General features: G+C 68.0%; 17 protein-coding genes. 7 read left to right on the top strand and 10 right to left on the bottom strand.

Annotation, left to right across the window (positions count from 1 at the left end; translation table 11 throughout):
* Positions 1-33 precede the first annotated feature (33 nt).
* Positions 34-492: a hypothetical protein gene (locus FOH10_RS14000; protein WP_143981030.1), complete on the bottom strand. Its 459-nt coding sequence runs from the start codon at positions 490-492 to the stop codon at positions 34-36.
* Between the two features lie 96 nt (positions 493-588).
* Here FOH10_RS14000 and FOH10_RS13995 point away from each other — a divergent pair, with 96 nt between their 5' ends.
* Positions 589-1,269: a PAS and ANTAR domain-containing protein gene (locus tag FOH10_RS13995; RefSeq protein ID WP_244961977.1), complete on the top strand. Its 681-nt coding sequence runs from the start codon at positions 589-591 to the stop codon at positions 1,267-1,269.
* 3 nt (positions 1,270-1,272) lie between these two features.
* Here the strand turns inward: FOH10_RS13995 and FOH10_RS13990 are convergent, their stop codons facing one another.
* From FOH10_RS13990 to FOH10_RS13980, 3 genes are all read right to left on the bottom strand, one after another.
* A complete protein-coding gene (locus tag FOH10_RS13990) occupies positions 1,273-2,532 on the bottom strand; it encodes a site-specific integrase (protein ID WP_244961976.1) in 1,260 nt (419 codons plus the stop codon).
* 97 nt (positions 2,533-2,629) lie between these two features.
* Entirely contained in the window at positions 2,630-4,084 is a 1,455-nt protein-coding gene (locus FOH10_RS13985) for an aminotransferase class I/II-fold pyridoxal phosphate-dependent enzyme (protein ID WP_143981027.1), read from the bottom strand.
* Between the two features lie 53 nt (positions 4,085-4,137).
* Positions 4,138-4,413 carry a hypothetical protein gene (locus FOH10_RS13980; RefSeq protein ID WP_143981026.1) on the bottom strand — a complete coding sequence of 92 codons (276 nt, stop codon included), beginning with the start codon at positions 4,411-4,413 and terminating at the stop codon, positions 4,138-4,140.
* A gap of 148 nt (positions 4,414-4,561) precedes the next feature.
* Here FOH10_RS13980 and FOH10_RS13975 point away from each other — a divergent pair, with 148 nt between their 5' ends.
* Together FOH10_RS13975 and FOH10_RS13970 are read left to right on the top strand one after the other, a co-directional pair.
* Positions 4,562-5,455: a hypothetical protein gene (locus FOH10_RS13975; RefSeq protein WP_143981025.1), complete on the top strand. Its 894-nt coding sequence runs from the start codon at positions 4,562-4,564 to the stop codon at positions 5,453-5,455.
* A 19-nt stretch (positions 5,456-5,474) separates the two neighbouring features.
* Positions 5,475-6,695: a serine hydrolase gene (locus tag FOH10_RS13970; protein WP_143981024.1), complete on the top strand. Its 1,221-nt coding sequence runs from the start codon at positions 5,475-5,477 to the stop codon at positions 6,693-6,695.
* On the opposite strand, the gene FOH10_RS13965 is transcribed toward FOH10_RS13970, so the two are convergent.
* Positions 6,696-7,538: a CPBP family intramembrane glutamic endopeptidase gene (locus FOH10_RS13965; protein WP_143981023.1), complete on the bottom strand. Its 843-nt coding sequence runs from the start codon at positions 7,536-7,538 to the stop codon at positions 6,696-6,698.
* Between the two features lie 117 nt (positions 7,539-7,655).
* On the opposite strand from FOH10_RS13965, the gene FOH10_RS13960 reads away from it, so the two are divergent.
* Positions 7,656-8,555: an SDR family NAD(P)-dependent oxidoreductase gene (locus FOH10_RS13960; RefSeq protein ID WP_143981022.1), complete on the top strand. Its 900-nt coding sequence runs from the start codon at positions 7,656-7,658 to the stop codon at positions 8,553-8,555.
* Here the strand turns inward: FOH10_RS13960 and FOH10_RS13955 are convergent.
* Positions 8,544-9,791, bottom strand: coding sequence for a lipase family protein (locus FOH10_RS13955; protein WP_143981021.1), 1,248 nt, complete (start codon positions 9,789-9,791; stop codon positions 8,544-8,546). The genes FOH10_RS13960 and FOH10_RS13955 overlap by 12 nt on opposite strands.
* 78 nt (positions 9,792-9,869) lie before the next feature.
* A complete protein-coding gene (dinB, locus tag FOH10_RS13950; protein ID WP_143981020.1) occupies positions 9,870-11,093 on the bottom strand; it encodes a DNA polymerase IV in 1,224 nt (407 codons plus the stop codon).
* A gap of 160 nt (positions 11,094-11,253) precedes the next feature.
* Between dinB and FOH10_RS13945 the strand changes: the two genes are divergently transcribed.
* Together FOH10_RS13945 and FOH10_RS13940 are read left to right on the top strand one after the other, a co-directional pair.
* Complete coding sequence (locus FOH10_RS13945) at positions 11,254-11,646, top strand: DoxX family protein (RefSeq protein WP_143981019.1); 393 nt, start codon at positions 11,254-11,256, stop codon at positions 11,644-11,646.
* 66 nt (positions 11,647-11,712) lie between these two features.
* On the top strand, positions 11,713-12,711 hold the full coding sequence (locus tag FOH10_RS13940; RefSeq protein WP_143981018.1) for a DUF1353 domain-containing protein: 999 nt from the start codon (positions 11,713-11,715) through the stop codon (positions 12,709-12,711).
* Positions 12,712-12,717: 6 nt separating this feature from the next.
* On the opposite strand, the gene FOH10_RS13935 is transcribed toward FOH10_RS13940, so the two are convergent.
* Entirely contained in the window at positions 12,718-13,350 is a 633-nt protein-coding gene (locus FOH10_RS13935) for a class I SAM-dependent methyltransferase (RefSeq protein WP_244961975.1), read from the bottom strand.
* A 437-nt stretch (positions 13,351-13,787) separates the two neighbouring features.
* Between FOH10_RS13935 and FOH10_RS13930 the strand changes: the two genes are divergently transcribed.
* On the top strand, positions 13,788-14,918 hold the full coding sequence (locus FOH10_RS13930) for a coiled-coil domain-containing protein (protein ID WP_244961974.1): 1,131 nt from the start codon (positions 13,788-13,790) through the stop codon (positions 14,916-14,918).
* Positions 14,919-15,044: 126 nt separating this feature from the next.
* Here FOH10_RS13930 and FOH10_RS13925 read toward each other — a convergent pair whose 3' ends face one another.
* Entirely contained in the window at positions 15,045-15,458 is a 414-nt protein-coding gene (locus tag FOH10_RS13925; RefSeq protein WP_143981016.1) for an SMI1/KNR4 family protein, read from the bottom strand.
* The gene (locus FOH10_RS13920; protein WP_143981015.1) at positions 15,455-16,117 is read right to left on the bottom strand and encodes a hypothetical protein; all 663 of its coding nucleotides are present in this window, start codon (positions 16,115-16,117) and stop codon (positions 15,455-15,457) included. The genes FOH10_RS13925 and FOH10_RS13920 overlap by 4 nt, the downstream gene beginning before the upstream one ends.
* Positions 16,118-16,145 lie beyond the last annotated feature (28 nt).

Below are 16,145 nucleotides of genomic sequence, written 5' to 3'. Positions count from 1 at the left end.
TGTCACACGAGCGGCATCGCGGCCTTCGACGCGTTATGCGGGCGGCGTCCGGCGAGTGTGATCGTGATGCTCCGGGTGCGGGGCGGGCACGCTCGAAAAGTGCGGCACGGGTGGCATTTTCGGTGGCATCGGCATATTCGGCACGGGCGGCATCGCCGGGATCGGCGGCATCGGCGGGGGCGGTGGGACGGGCGGGAAGGCCGCGTCCGGACCGCCGAACCGCTGGAACGCCGCCTGTCGCGAGGTGCCGAACAGCTCACCTATCTCCGCCCAGGTGTGCCCCTCCACACGCGCCTGCTGCACGAGCATGCGCAGCACGCTGTCCACCACGCTGTCGAGACTGCGGGCGGCCTGTAGAGCGGCGATCACCGACGCGGCGGGCTTGCCGTCGGCGGGGTGCAGCACCTCGGCGACGAGTTCGGCATTGGCGGACAGCAGTTTCGCGAACACGGCCCGCTCATCGGCGGGGTCTCGCTGCGAGGATTCATCCATGTGTAAATGCTGCCTTGACAACGTCGCACGTGTCAAGGTTGCATTTACATGCTGGCTGGCCTACCGCACCGAGACCGCTGCCTGAATACTGGCGAGGTGACGGACGTATCCGAAGACATCGGTGGTGACAGCCTGCGGGCGGTCGAGAAGGTCGTGGGGGCCGGCGACGCGGTGCGGGTGGGGTGGTTCCGGATGGAGTTCGCCGACCAGCGCTGGGAATGGTCGGACGAGATGGCGCGCCTGCACGGGTACGAGCCCGGTGATGTCGAGCCGAGCACGGAACTGCTGCTGTCGCACAAACATCCCGACGACCGCGACCGCGTCGAAGCCGAACTGGTCACCTCGGTGCGCGACCACGCGCCGTTCTCCAGCCGCCACCGCATCATCGACACCGACGGTGACGAGCACCAGGTGGTCGTGGTGTCCGAACCGATCACCGACGACGACGGCATCGTCATCGGCACCGGCGGCTACTGTGTCGACCTCACCGACAGCCTCCCCGAACCGGTCGACCTACTCGGCGAGGTCCTGCCCGAGATCGTGGAACAGCGCGCCGCGATCGAACAGGCCAAGGGCATCCTCATGGCGATCTACGCCCTGTCACCCGACCAGGCGTTCCAGGTCCTGCGCTGGCGCTCCCAGGTCACCAACACCAAACTCCGCGACCTGTCCGCGGCCCTGGTCGCCGCGACAACCGCCACCCCACCCATGGACGTCCGCGCCCGCACCCGCTTCGACCACATCCTGCTCACCGTGCACGAGCGGATCACCGACTGACCGCTACAGGCCGAGCTTGGTGACGGCGTTGTCCTCCAAGGGATTCGCGGTGCGGATGTAGCCGTGCACGGTGCGCGGGTTGGACCAGCGGCCCTGGCGCATGATCTCGCGGTCGCTGGCCCCGCCGAGGGCCGCCTGGGTGGCGAAACCGGCGCGCAGGGAGTGACCCGAGAACAGGTCGGGGTCCAGGCCTGCGCGGGCGGCGTAGCGCTTCACCAGTTCGGCGACGGCTCGGCCGGACATGGGCTGATCGCCGATTCCGCCGTGGCGGTTGATGGTCGGGAAGAGCGGGAGGTCGGGGGAGTCGGCGAGGGTGGTGCCGGTGAAGCCGTGACAGCGGTGGATGGCGCTGTCGGGGAGGCGCTCGGCGAGGGCCGAGCGGACCGCGAGAGTGCCTCCGGCCGTGTGAATTTCGAGGAGACGGACCCAGTCGGCGAAGGCGCACACCGGGCAGGTGTGCGGGCGCTGTCCGCGCGGGAGCGCCACCCGCTGCTCGGCGACACCGGTCGGGTCGGTCTTGGTGGTGGGCAGGTGAACGAGCAGGACCGGTTCGCCGGTGGTGTGATCCTGCTGCACCCGCACGTCCGCGATCCGGAGTCCGGCGAGTTCGCTGCGGCGCAGCGCGCCCGCGAAACCGATGAGCAGGGCCAGGCAGTCGCGTCGCCGCGCCGGTTCGGTCGGCCACCCGGCGTCGGGCAGCTGGGCCAGCAGCTGGTCGAGGGTGTGCAGCAGTACCGGGCGTTTGCGGGTCGGGGGTGTGCGGCGGGTGCGGCGAATACCGCGCAGCGTCAACCGAACCACGTCCGACCGGGTGGGCGAGGGCAGCCCGTTGGCCGCGTGCACCGCCGCGACGGCCGCCGCCTTGCGCTCCAGAGTCGCCGGACTGAACGCCCATTCGCCGGTGTCACGCCGAGCATCCGCCGCCGCGGCCAGATAGACGGCCACATCCAGCGCGTCCGCGGGCAGCGCCTGCCGCCCCTCGGCCGCACACCAGGCCGCCCACCCGATCCAGTCGGACCGATACGCCCGCACCGTATTTCCCGACTGCGACGCCTCCAGGTACCGCCGCAGCGCCCCCGCCTGCTCACCGTCGAACCGTTCCCGCACCAACCGCAATGCCGCCGCATCGACCAGCACGCTCCCGACACCCCGCCGCAACTCGCCACGCACCGCATCCGGTACCGCGACAACCGCATTCGGCGCGCTGTCCGAAGTATCGGAGAGTGCCACCGTGCCCGCGTCGCTCGCCCCGGAATCGCTCACAGCTGACAAGCCTAGGCGGTGCACGCCTCGCAGCGGCGCTTCGCGCTGGCGCATGTGTCCCGAGATGCGAACGTATCTCGGCGACCGGGTCCGGCGATTACCGACGCACCACGCGTAGGGTGCGCAGCTGCGGATCAGCCGGGTCCGGGACGTTCATCCCCGCCGCCACACCGGATCGGAGGTACTCGACGACGGCGGTGTCGATCAGCTCGCCGGGCACGATCACGGGGATGCCGGGTGGATACGGGGTGACCTGCTCGGCGGCGATGCGGCCGGGCGCGGCATCGAGAGCCACGGATTCACAGGGACCGAAGAACGCGTCGCGGGGCAACATGACCGACCGCAACTCCAGTTCGCGCGGCGCGGGCAGCCGAATATCGTGTGGCGTCGGCTCATTCCGCTGGAGACGCCACGCGATGAGCGCGTCCACCAGGGTGTCCACGGTCGTCTTGTCGTCGGCCATGGACAGGGTCGCCAGAATGCGGCGGTGATCCGACATGCCCAGATCGATGCGGCGGTTCTCGCGCAACCAGTCCGCGATTTCGTACCCCGTGGCGCCGGTGGCCGACACATCCATCAGCACCTGGAGCCGATCCAGGTCATGCGAGGCTTCCACGCCCAGCAGTTCCCGCTCCATGACCGCGATGCCGGGAATGGTCGAGAGTTGGTCGCGGGCATGCCGGGCGGTGCGCAGGGCGGCGTCGAGCAACTCCTGTCCATGCTCGGCCATCTGCCGTCGCCAGCCGTCCATGGCGGCATAGAGAAGAACGTTCGGGCTGGTTGTCATGAGCAGATCGGCGCACAGTTTCAACCTGCCCCGATCCACCAGGTCGCCCTGCACGTGGAAGACCGAGCCCTGCTCGAACCCGGCACCCATCTTGTGGACACTCACCACGCAGATATCCGCGCCCGCGTCCATCGCCCAGGTCGGCAGTTCGGGATGAAAGGGTAGATGTGCGCCCCACGCCTCGTCCACGATGAGCGGCTTCCCACGCTCATGGCAGATCTCGGCGATTCCGGCGATATCCGCGCAGGTGCCGTAGGGGCTCGGACTCACGATGATCGCCCCCGCCGCCTCCGGATGCTCATCCCAGGCCCGCCGCACCTGTTCCGGTGACGGCGGATGCGAGAAGTGCCGCTCCGCATCCCATCGCGGCGTGATCCAGTACGGCTGTACGCCGGAGAACACCAGCCCCGCCACGATCGACTTATGGCTGTCGCGCCCGACGATCAGACCGCCCCGGCCGCCCGCGACCGCCATCATCGCCGCCTTGACCGACAGTGAGCTGCCGCAGGTGGAGAAGAAGGCCATATCCGCGCCGACCGCATCAGCCATCAGCGCCTCGGCATCGGCGAGAAACCCGCCGCGCGAGAGCCGGTCGTCCAGCCCCGGCGTGGCGAGTACATCCGCCCGTAGCGCGCCGCCCAACACGTCGAGTACGCGCGGATCGGCGCCCAGTCCCTGCCGGTGGCCGGGCGGGGTGAATCCATAACGTCCCAGGCGCTGGTATTCCCGCAACGCCGTCACGATCGGTGTCTGTGAGTGATCCATCGGCAACCGGATACCCGCCCCCGGCCGCCGCACACCCGGCACACGCCGGGCAACTAGGAATCGCCCAGCACGCCGAACGGAGACTGCACCGGACCGCCGTTCAGCGGCATGGTCCAGCCGGGGGTGGTGTACAGCGGGACATCGCACCCGCACGGTACGGGCACCTCCCAGGTAGCGGCGGGCGGCTGCGATTCGCACAGCATCACGCACCCACCCGGCAACCCCGACCCAGGCTGCGGATAGTGCGGATTCTGGTACCCCCCGAACGCCACGGCGGGAACCGCGACAGCCGACACCACCCCGACCCCGATACCGAGCACAACCGCCATCGGTCGCTCCCTTCGATCACGCTCCTTACCCCTCGACCCGGACACTCCGGGCATCGACCGCCATAACCTCGCCCCTCGCCCGTAAACCCGCCCGGCGAGTCCACTCACCGACACGCCAATTCACCTGAGCGCCTGGCAAATTCCCACTATGTTCCTTCGTGTGCCCTCCTACCTGCACGAAGGCTTGGTGGAACTGTTCCGCAACCGCCCCGAGCTGGCGGCCGGTTACCTCGCCGAGGTTTTCGGCATTCGTCTACCGCCATTTCGCGACATCCGCTCCGAACCGTGCGACTTCACCGATATCGGTCCGAAGGAATTCCGTGGCGACACCGCCTTCTCCCTGGTCAACGGCGCGGGCGAGGCCGTAGCGGGCATCGTGGTGGAGGTCCAGCTCTGCCGGGACGAGAGTCGCCGGTGGGCCTGGCCCGTCTACGCGGCCACCCTGCGCTCCCGACTCCGCTGTCCGGTCTTCCTCCTGGTTGTCTCGCCGATTCCGGAGATAGCCGAATGGAGCCGTCTCGGGATCCCCATGGGCCACCCGGGCTGGGTACTACGGCCGCTGGTGCTCGGACCGGACGGCATCCCACCCGTCACGGAGGCCGATTCCGCGATCGAGGTGCCCGAGCGCGCCGTGCTCTCGGCCATTGCGCACGCTGAGGGTCCACAGGCCGATCGGGTGCTGTTCGCGCTGCTCGAGGGATTGCGGCGAGCCGATGACGAGCGCGCCAAAATGTACTATGACGTCGTACACGCCGCTCTGTCGGCCGCGGCGCGGACCCACTTGGAGGTACTGATGAGCACGGCCTACGAGTATCAGAGTGATTTCGCTCGGAAGTACATCGCCGAGGGAAAGATCGAGGGAAGAACTGAGGGAAGGGCCGAAGGGGAGGCGATGGCCGTATTGACCGTGCTGGAAGCGCGGGGAATTCCGGTCAGCGTCGAGGTGCGGGATCGGGTGCTGGCGTGTGCGGATACCGCGCGGCTCGAGGAATGGTTGCGGCGGGCTGTGACGGTGACGACGGCCGAGGAACTGTTCGGCTGATCTTCTCTATCCTGGTCGGATGGGTGCGGTCGCGAGTTCGTTGGTGCTGGTGGGGACGGATCTGGATGCCGTGACGACGGTGGGGTGGGAGGACGAGCCGGGTGCGGCGGGGCTGACCAGAGCCGGTGTGGACGGCGTGTGGGAGACCGTGCGGGAGTGGTATCGGATGGGGACCACGCCCGCCATTCAAGTGTGCGTGCGCAGGCACGGGAAGGTCGTACTGAATCGGGCGATCGGGCATGGGTGGGGGAACGCGCCGGGGGACGAGGACGCGGCGGAGAAGGTGGTGGTGACCACCGACATGCCGTTCTGCGGCTTCTCGACCGCCAAGGGGGTATCGGCGGCGGTCATGTTCATGCTCATCGAGCAGGGCGCGTTCGCACCGGAAGATCCGGTGAGCCGCTACATTCCGGAGTTCGCCGCGCACGGCAAGGAACGCATCACCATCGGCGACGTACTCTCGCATGCCGCTGGCGTCCCGTTCATCACCCCGCCGTACAGCGGCTCGGAACTGGTTCTCGACGAGGACTTGGCGGTACGGGCGCTGCGCGATCTCGAACCGAGCTGGCGGCCCGGCCGCCTGCGCGTGTACCACGCTCTGACCAGCGGGTTGATTCAACGCCTGCTGGTGCAGCGGGCCACGGGCAAGCGGATGCGAGACCACCTGCGCGAGCAGGTGCTCGACCCGCTCGGCTTCCGATGGACCAATTTCGGGGTACGTCCCGAAGACGTCGATCGGGTGGTGCCGAGTGTGCGAGTCGGGCCGGGCCCGTCGCGGGTGTGGCGCTATCTGGCCGGGCGGGCACTCGGCGGTGGCCTGTCCGGGCGGACCGACGCGGCGGCGGAGCGAGCCTTCCTCACCGCGGAACTGCCCTCCGGCAATCTGGTGACCACGGCGTACGAGCTGTCCCGGTTCTACGAGATCCTCGCGTGCGGTGGCGAATTGGATGGCGTGCGCATCATGCGCCCGGAAACCGTGCGGGCCGCCGTCCGTCCGGCCAGGTGGATTCCCAGTATCGCCGGCCGTGTCTCGGTGGCCGGTTACGAGCTCGGTGGGCGACGCTCGAAGTTCGGCCGCCACACCGAATCCCATTTCGGCCGCAGCGGACTGACCACCCAGTATGGTTGGGCGGACCCGGCGCGCGGGCTCGCGGGCGCGATTCTCACCAGCGGCAAAGCCGTCGCCGACACCGAGCGCCCGTGGCGACTCGTCGCCCGCATCTCCGACACGGTCGGCTGATCAACGCACGGCCAGCAGCATGACGATCGGCGCGTTGATCAGCCCGTGCATCAGCAGCAGCACCCACGGATTGCGGTGCCGCGACCACAGGTAGCCCAGGAACAGCCCGTCCACCCCGAGTTTCGCCACGGCCGCCGCCAGATCCACGCCCACCCCGGCGATACTCAACAGCGCGGAATGCCAGGACGCCCACAGCACGCTGACGACCAGAATCGCGGGCCACCGTCCGTATCGCGATTCGAGACGTGTCTGTAGCCAGAACCGGTAGAACACCTCTTCGATCACGGCATTGAACAGGAACACGAGCGCGATGGTCACCGCATCCGGCACCACACCATCCGAATCCGGCCCGGTCAGAGACCGAACCAACTCGAAGGCCACCACCGCGGTCAGCGGGCGCAACCACCGGCCGCGCGTGCCCAGCGCGGCCCATTCCCGCCAGCTCACCATCCGCGACGCCCACGGAATCGCCACCAGCAGCACGAGTTTGAGCCCGACGAACCACAAATCGGTGCGCGGCGCGAGATGCAGTCCGACCGTGAACGCCACCCCCAGCCCCGCGAGCACTCCCGCCTGCCGTGTCACCCGCCGTGGATCCACCCCCGCGAAGGGGTCCGGCGCGGGCGAGCACGGCGGAATCGCCCACGCCACAGCCAGTCCGGCGAGCGCGGGCAACCACAGCAGCCACAGCGATACGGTTTCGGCGTCGTCTGCGGAGTAGCGCACCCCGGTATGGCCGGTGCCGATCAGGACGGCCAACGCCGCCACGTACGCGGCGATCCCGCCGACCAACAGGGCCGTACTCGTTCGGGACATGGTGGACACCACGCCCACGGTAGCCACCTATGATCATCGACAGCCATCTCGCCCAACCCGACCGCCCGGGCGGCGGAACCTCGTAGAATCGCCGATGTCTACGGCAGCCATGTGTTCCACAGGACCCGATCGAAGGGTGCCATCATGACGACGATCGTGATGACAGGCGGCAGTTCAGGTTTCGGCGCGATCGCGGCGCAACGCCTCGCACATTCGTCGGAGACACGGCTGATCACGGGAGAACGCTCCCCGTCCGCCGATGCCATCGCCCTCGATCTCGCCAGCCTGGAGTCGGTGCGGGCTTTCGCCGTAGCGGTGCAGGAACTGCTGGGGGAGAATTCCATCGCCGTGCTGGGCCTCAACGCGGGCACGATCCTGCCCGACACCGCGGGGCGCACGGTGGACGGCTACGAAACCGGTTTCGCCGTCAATCACCTCGCCCACTATCTGCTGCTGCGGCTGCTGCTGCCGTCGCTGGCGGAGAAGGGGCGAATCGTGCTGACCACGAGCGGAACACACGATCCCGCGACCGGCGCGGGCCTGGCGCTGCCCCGGCACGCCGACGCCGAACTGCTCGCGCACCCGGACCGGGATCCCGGCGTTCACCCGAATGCTCGCACCGCAGGTCAGCACGCGTACACGGCATCCAAACTGTGCACCGTACTCACCGTCCGCGCCCTGAATGCCAATCCGGATATCCGTTCGCGACACATCACCGCCCTCGCCTACGACCCCGGCCAGGTCTTCGGCACCGGATTGGCTCGCGATCTGGCGCTGCCGTTGCGGATCGCCTGGTCGGTCCTCGGGACGCCGGTCGGTGCGCCGCTGCGCCGGTTCAACCGCAATGTGAACACCCGTGAGGCTGCCGCGAACGCCCTGGCGGATTTGGCGCTCGGCACGGTGACGCCGCCGCCGGGACGTACCTACGCCGCGCTGCGACACGGCGAGATCACCTGGCCCGACCCTTCCGAACTGGCTCGACGCGACGATCTGGCGGCGGCGCTGTGGGACGACAGCGCCCGCCTCGTCGGGCTAGCCGACTGAACGTGAGCATCCGTCGGGTACGAGCCTCCCGGCGATCAGGTCGTCGGCCCACCGCGCGAGCGCGGGAACCGCGAACGCGCCGACCGTGAAGTGCTCGCCGGGCATGAGTTCCAGCCGTACCCGTGCACCGGCCCGGCACCAGTCCTCGTACACCTTCCGCGCACCAGCGAGCGGAATCCAGAACTCGTCGACGCCGTGGTAGAGGAGGACCGGAATTTGCGGGGCGAGTGTGCCCAAGGTGTTGTCCGCCACGATCTTTCGCACCATGGGCAGGGCGAGCGGGTCGGGATGGTCGGTCAGCGCGTCCAGGGTGATGGGGGCGATGAACCCGAGCGCCGCCTCGACGGCGACGCACGCGTCCCGCAGGGCGTGTGCCAGCCGCCAGCCGTTGTCGTTGAGCAGTGTCAGCAGTTGAGGGTATTCGCGTGCCAGACCCAGTGTCGCGGCGAGGAAGACGCCCGTGGCGGCATTGCCGCTCATGGTGCGCACGAGTTGTCCGTAGTCGGCGGGGAGACCGCCGATGAGGGCACCGGCGAGCGTGAGCTCGGGGGCGTAGGCGGGGGCCAGCTCCGCCGCCCATCCGGTGGCGATGGCGCCGCCGGAGTAGCCGGACAGTACGACCGGGCTCTCCGGGGTGAGGTCGGGCAGTCCGAGCCGGAGGGCGGTGCGCACCGCGTCGAGTACGGCGTGTCCGCCCATATGTCCGGCGGCGTATGCCTGTCGCGGACCCTGGTGATCCGGCACGAGCACGGCGTAGTTCGCGGTGAGCAGCAGGTGGAGCGACCACAGATCCGCCTGTATGCCCTGCTTGAGCTGATGCGAAGGGGCGCAGGTGTTTCCGAGCGAGCTGGTCGGGATGTTGTAGGAGATGAGGGGGCGAGGGCCAGGTCGTTCCCACATCGCGGTCGGCGTGTACAGCGTCGCGACCACGGGTGCGGGCCTGCCGCGCGCGTCCGTGGAGCTGAGCAGCATTTCGACCGCGCGTACCGGGCTCGGGAACCAGTGCGGCGCCGACCGTGCCGCCAGCAGTGTGCCCGGTGCGCGATCTTCCCACCCGGGCGGCGGCGTATAGAACGGATCATCGAGGGGAGTCGGCAGCACCGACGCGAGCTGGCGCGGCGGATCGACGAATTCGCGGACGGGATCGGCGGATGCGGGCACCGCCGGAACCAGCACGGCGGCCACGGCGGCGAATGTGGTCCACACGCGGGCGTACACCCGCTGACGACCTTGCATGCCGGCATCCTGACACAAATACTGTTCGGTCTTCTTGTTCTGCACCGGCGTGCCGCGCGCTAGTTACACGCGGTCTTTTCAGTCGGGCAGCAGCGGGACGGACAACCCCTCACCACGCCGCAACAGGGCCGCCCGCGTCACCGCGCCCGCACCGAAGCGGTCGTGCAGCGCGTCCAACGTCGAGTCGAGAGTGGACTCCGCACGCGGTTCGAACGGCAGGGACAGCTGCATACTCTCAGCGGAGTCGAGATTCGTCAGTGACAGTCCGATGAGGGTGACGCCACGCTCGTGAATCATCGGCAGCGCGGCCGCGAGCAGGCTCCGGGCGGCCCGCAGCACCACCGCGCCGCTGTCGGTCGCCTCCGCCAGGGTGTGCGAGCGCGTGGCCCGGCTGAAGTCGTCGAACCGCAAGCGCAGCACCACGGTTCGGCACACCCGGTGGGCGGCACGCAGGCGGCGGCCGAGCCGGTCGGCCAACCCGTGCAGATACGCCTCCAACTCCTCGTCACCGCGCGAGCGCCGCCCGAGGGCGCGCTGCGCGCCGATGGATCGCCGCCGTCTACCGGTTTCGACGCGGCGCGGATCGCGCGCCCAGGACAGCGCGTACAGGTGCCGTCCGGCCGCGGGGCCGAGCGCCGCCGCGAGGGCGCTCTCACCCATCTCCGCCAACTGCCCGACCCGGGTGATTCCGCGCTCGCGCAGCTCCCGGGCCGTCACCTCACCCACGCCCCACAGTCGCTCGACAGGCAGCGGATGCAGGAACTCCAGTTCCCTGTCCGGCGGAACCTCCAGCAGCCCATCGGGTTTGGACACGGCGCTGGCCACCTTGGCGAGGAATTTGGTTCGCGCCACCCCCACCGAAATCGGCAGCCCCACCTCATCGCGCACCCGGGCCCGCAGTCGCCGCGCGATCTCCACCGGATCACCGGCGATCCGCCGGAGCCCGCCCACATCCAGGAACGCCTCGTCGATCGAGATCCCCTCCACCTCAGGAGTGGTGTCCCGGAAGATCTCGAACACATCCTTGCTGGCCCGGGCGTATGCGCTCATCCGTGGCGGCACCACCAGCGCGTGCGGGCACAGCCGCCGAGCCTGCCGCCCGTTCATGGGCGTCCGCACCCCGAACGCCTTCGCCTCATAGCTCGCCGCCAGCACCACGCCCGCACCGACGATCACGGGTTTCCCGCGTAGCAAGGGGTTGTCCCGCTGCTCGACCGAGGCATAGAACGAGTCGAGATCCGCGTGCAGAATCGACGCCCGCGCGGGGCGTGGACCTGCGGCTCCGAATTGCGACACGAACATATGTTCGCATACCAGTCCGTCTGTTTTCTACCGGGTGCGACACCGACCCATGACACAGGTCACGTCCGGAGGGTGTCACGGAAATGGAGTGAGCGGAGTCTGATGCTCAACCGGCTGCACCACCGACACGCCGGTAGGCATTCACCGAAGGAGAAAGCTCATGAACCTCGCCCTCTGGATCGTCGCCGGGCTGCTCGCCGTCCTCGCGCTGGTCGGCGGCCTCACCAAGGCGTTCATGAACAAGGCCAAGCTGGACGAGCTGGGGGAGAAGTCCGGCGGGGGCTGGACGATGCACGCGAGCACCGGATTCGTCAGGACACTCGGGGGGCTGGAGTTGTTGGCGGCGGCCGGATTCGTCCTGCCCGCCGCGCTCGATATCGCACCGGTACTGGTGCCGGTGACCGCCGTGTGCTGGATCCTGCTGATGATCGGCGCGATGATCACCCATGGACGCTACGGGCAGTACAAGTTCGTCGTGGTGAACTTCGTCTACCTGGCCATGGCGGCCTTCGTCGCGTGGGGGCGCTTCGGCCCCGAGTCCTTCACCGGCTGATCCGGTAGGCCGCAACGTTACCGGGACGATCCGGTAACTGGACCGTTCGCACGTACCCTGATCAGTATGAAGCTCCAGGTGGAGCAGGACGACGGACCCTTCTACGACGGCGGTGAGGCGCCCGCCGAGGAGGCGGCGGACGCCATCGACTCCGAGGCGGTCGTCGTCAACGTCCCGTCGGCGGAGGCACCGGAACCGAGGATCGAATCCGAGGAATCGGTCGGGGGATTCGCCGCGCCGCCCGATCTCGCCATCGTGTTGGACCGCCGGTTCAACCACACCACTCGGCGTGAGGAGTTCCGGCTGACGCGGCGGATCGGCTACTACGACGACGCCCCGGAAGTGGGCGTCGGTCGCATACTGGTACCCGCCGACCTGGAGAACTGGACCACCGATCTCACCTCGGTTCCGGCCTTTCTGACCTGGCTGGTACCCAAGACCGGCGCGCATCTGCCCGCGGCCATCCTGCACGACGGTCTGGTGCTGTCCAAGGACGAGCCCGCGAGCTATATCGCCGAACGCGAGATACACCGCGACGAGGCCGACCGCATCTTCCGCGACGCCATGGGCAAGACGGGAACCGGGCTGATCCGCCGCTGGATGGTCTGGTCGGCCGTCACCGCCGCGACCATCTACCACGCCCGCCAGGTCGACTGGTCGCGAATGCAGAAGTGGCACTACCGCGGTGCCCTCTGGGGCAGCCTGCTCGCGATTGTCCTGCTGGGCATCTGGTCCACCCTCGACCTCCTGAACGTCGACGGCATCCCCGGCGTACCGTGGATCGGCGAACGCCCGATCCCAGCCCTGATCGGCGGCTTCGTCGGCGCGATCCTGATCCCGCTACTCCTCGGCACCGCCTGGGGCAAGTTCCGAACGGCCGGATGGATCATCGGTCCGCTGGTCGCCTTGATCGTCCCCGCGATCGTTCCCATTCTGCTGATCGGTGTGCTCTACATCGGCGTCGAGCGGCTACAGGAATTCAGCCCACCCCTGGCCAGAGCCCTGGCTGTCGTCTTCGTCGCGGCGCTCGTGGTCGTCTTCGCGCTGTCGTGGTGGTACGCCTGAGGCCGTTCACCTCAGGACCACGCGAATCACCTTCGTACGCAGCGGGAAATCGAACTCGCCGCCAGCGGTTTCCGGGTGCCCGCCGAGATAGGCCGCAATCCTGTCCAGCACCTCGGCGCGCTCGGCTCGGGGGAGGACCAGTGTATGTGAATGCGTCCCGATCGTGGTGGTGAGACTTTCGGCCGTACGTCGCTGCATATGGGGGAACTCCGCCCGGTTCGGAGTATGGAACAGCGGATGGCCGACCAGGCTGTCATCCATGCCCCGGGCAGTCGACACCGACGAGCGCGCGATGCGATTCAATTCGGCGATCCACTCGATCGACGTATCAGGGGAATTCCAGAAGGCCGCCACCACGCCACCGGGGCGCAGCACACGGGCGAACTCTGGGAATGCCCGAGCTTGGTCGAACCAGTGGAACGCCTGACCGGCCAGCACGGCATCGACCGAGGCATCGTGTAGCGGAATCGATTCCGCCGCACCCGCCATCGTCGGCACCTCGGGGTAACGGCGTGCCAGCACCGCCCGCATCTCCGCATCCGGTTCGACCGCGGTCACCTGCGCGCCCGCACCGAGGAGCACGCCGGTGAGCTTCCCTGTGCCCGCGCCGATATCGAGGACCCGGTTCCGCTCGCCCACCGGTTCGAGTGCCCACCGCACCGCGTCGATCGGATAGTCGGGCCGGTGGGCATCGTAGGACTCCGCCGCCGCGCCGAACGAATTCGCTCGCCTCGCCAGTAGTTCCGGCGGCTGGGATCTCCATTCGTTCGCCTGAGTCATCTGATCATGCTACGGCGACTCCGCCGATGTCCGGTTTGTGCCGATGCTGCTCGGGTCTGGCACGGGGGTACCACCGAGCACAGTTTTCGTAGAGTTTCGTTGGCCTTTCGTATCGTTTGTGCAAACCAAACGTAAACGTATTGTTTGCGTGGTGGACCAGGGGAGTGAGTAGGGTCTAACCCCCGATAAGGTTCACTTATCGGGGGTCAGAACGTCGTGAGTTGATTTGCGGCGCTGAGGGATTCGTTTCGTGTTGTTCCGTTGCAAATGACGAAACAAACGCTACGATTCTGCTCGTGTCGAGCATCTGCAACTATCCCGGCTGCACCCGCCCCATCCATCGCGGCGGCGGGCCGGGACGGCCTTCCGAGTACTGTGACCACCCCGAGCACACGCGCTGGCGGGCGTGGCGGGAGCGGCAGCGGTTGCAGCAGGCGGAGGAAGAGACCCCAGCCGCTAATGTCACTGTGACGCAACAGGGGCCGGTGACAGTGGCGCGGATGCGGGCCGATGAATTGCTTGTGCAGTTCCGTGGGCTCGCGGAGCAGTTGGGGACGACACTGTCGGCGGCGGTGGCGGAGATGTCCACGCTGGCCGATCCATCCGTCGCGGAGGCTCAGGTTAAGGCGGTGCAGGCGGATGCCGCGCGCCGAATCGCGGAGGCCGAGATGGCGGCCGCCGCGGCCGAGCAGGCGCGGCGAGACAGCGAGGAGGCGCGGGCGGCGGCGGAATCGGCGGCCGAGGACGCGGCGGCCGCCGCCGAAGCGGCGGAGGCCAGGATCGCGGAGGCGGTCGCGGCCCGTGATGACGCCCTGCGCGAGGTCGAACGGATCACTACCCAGGCCGCCGACGACGTATTCGCCGCCCGCGCCGCCGCCGAGACCGAGATTCGGGAGGTGCGCCGCGAAACCGCCGCGGAGATCGAGCGGATACGCGAGCAGGCCACCGAGGACATCGACCTGGCCCGCACCAAGGCCGCCGCCGAAATCGAACAGGTGCGCCGCGACGCCGCACAACGCGTCACCGCCGCGGGTGCCGAACGTGATCTCGCGGTGCAGCGGGCCGCCGATGCCGACCGCGCCATCGAGCGCGCCGAAAACGCTGTCGCCGAACGCAATCAGGCCCTCACCGAAACCCGCGACGAACTCCGGCAGGTCCGCGCTGAACTGGAACGCACCCGCACCGAGTTCACCGAATCCCGCCGCACCGCCGCCGCCGATATCGCCGCCGTCCGCACCGAGGCCGCGGCCGCCCTCGACAAGGCCCAACACGACGCCGCCACCAAACTCGCCGCCCTGGACGACGCCCGCGCCCAAACCCTGGCCCGAGCCGAACGCGCCGAACGACAACTCGACGAACTACTGGCCACTCGCCGCGACGGCCCGGCTCTGTCCACTCGGTCACCGAAAGCAGATCGGGTCGGATGAAACCCATCTCGCGTGGGCTCCCGATCTCCGCACAGACCTCGGTCGGCACGGTGAATTCGCCGTGCGTATGGCGCAAGTACGGTCACAAACGCCTACGGCAGGCCGCCTGCGCCGCAAGGTCTTCTCTCAGAGTCCTAATTGGCGCAAGAGATGCTCGATCTGCGGCGCTACAGTAATCCAACGTCCGGATTGCAGTGACGCGTAGATTACCCGTGGTTCCACCCTCGAGGTACGGAAGTCCAATGCGAACGGCTGGTCGTAGCCGAGATCTCCGATCAGTACCGACAGGGCGGGATCGATATCGCCGGGTGGGGTCGACTCGTCCGGGTGGCCGCACAGGGCCGGTGCCTGAGCAGCAACATCGATCCAGTGTCGGTTCTCGGTCCGCATGTACTCGAGCGAGTAGAAGTTCGGCTGCTGCGGCTCCTCACCAAAAACCTGTTTCAGGAGCCGCGTGTCCGGCGCCTTCCATCGGCCTTCCCCGATCGCCCCCACCAGGGTCTCCGGCAACGGCAGACCATTGATCTCTGTCACCGTCATACGTCAGACTCCACCTTTCTACCAGTGATTTCACGTAGAGTTCTCATGATTTCCGGACGCAAGTCCTCCGGGACAAACGGACCGTCGAAGCTACGGTTTTCACCATTCACCGACCTGGATGTCCACCTACAGCCAAGAGAGCCATCCTCCCGCAACACCGCACTGAACCCGACACTCTCGCCGTAATCACGATTTATCGCTTCCAGAAGTTTGTCCTCAACGTCCACATGACCTCCGTACCGGGGTACCAGGTTCGTTGGCTCTCCTGGGATATCGAGCCTTGTCGTATCACCACTCGGGTAGGCGAGCATTTTCCGGGTTCCAGGGTGGTAGACGCCGCTGAAACCCGACCCGGGACCAAAGGCGCGGAGCCGGTCGGCACTGAACATGGCAAGGTTTGTCAAGGAGTTCTCGACATCGTGGGGCGACAGCAACGGTGCCGGTGGAACGGCCTGGCCTGTGCCCTCGATAGGATGCTTCACCTGTTCGGCAGCCAACGCGTCGGCGTCACCTGCCCCACGGCTGACAGTCCGAAGGCCGTTCGCACCGAGCGGGCCGCCGTAGCTCCTTTCGATGTACTCGGCGATGCGTGGTATCTGCTGGCTGCGCAGTCCATCGGCTACGCCCTTGAAGAACTCCGGCAGCCTCGACCCTGTCAACGGTCCTCACATGCTGCTGCTCCGCACC

Origin of the sequence: Nocardia otitidiscaviarum (assembly GCF_007362295.1) — a bacterium.
In the GTDB taxonomy this organism is placed as follows: Bacteria; Actinomycetota; Actinomycetes; order Mycobacteriales; family Mycobacteriaceae; genus Nocardia; species Nocardia otitidiscaviarum.
This window is presented reverse-complemented; position numbering and strand designations above follow the sequence as displayed.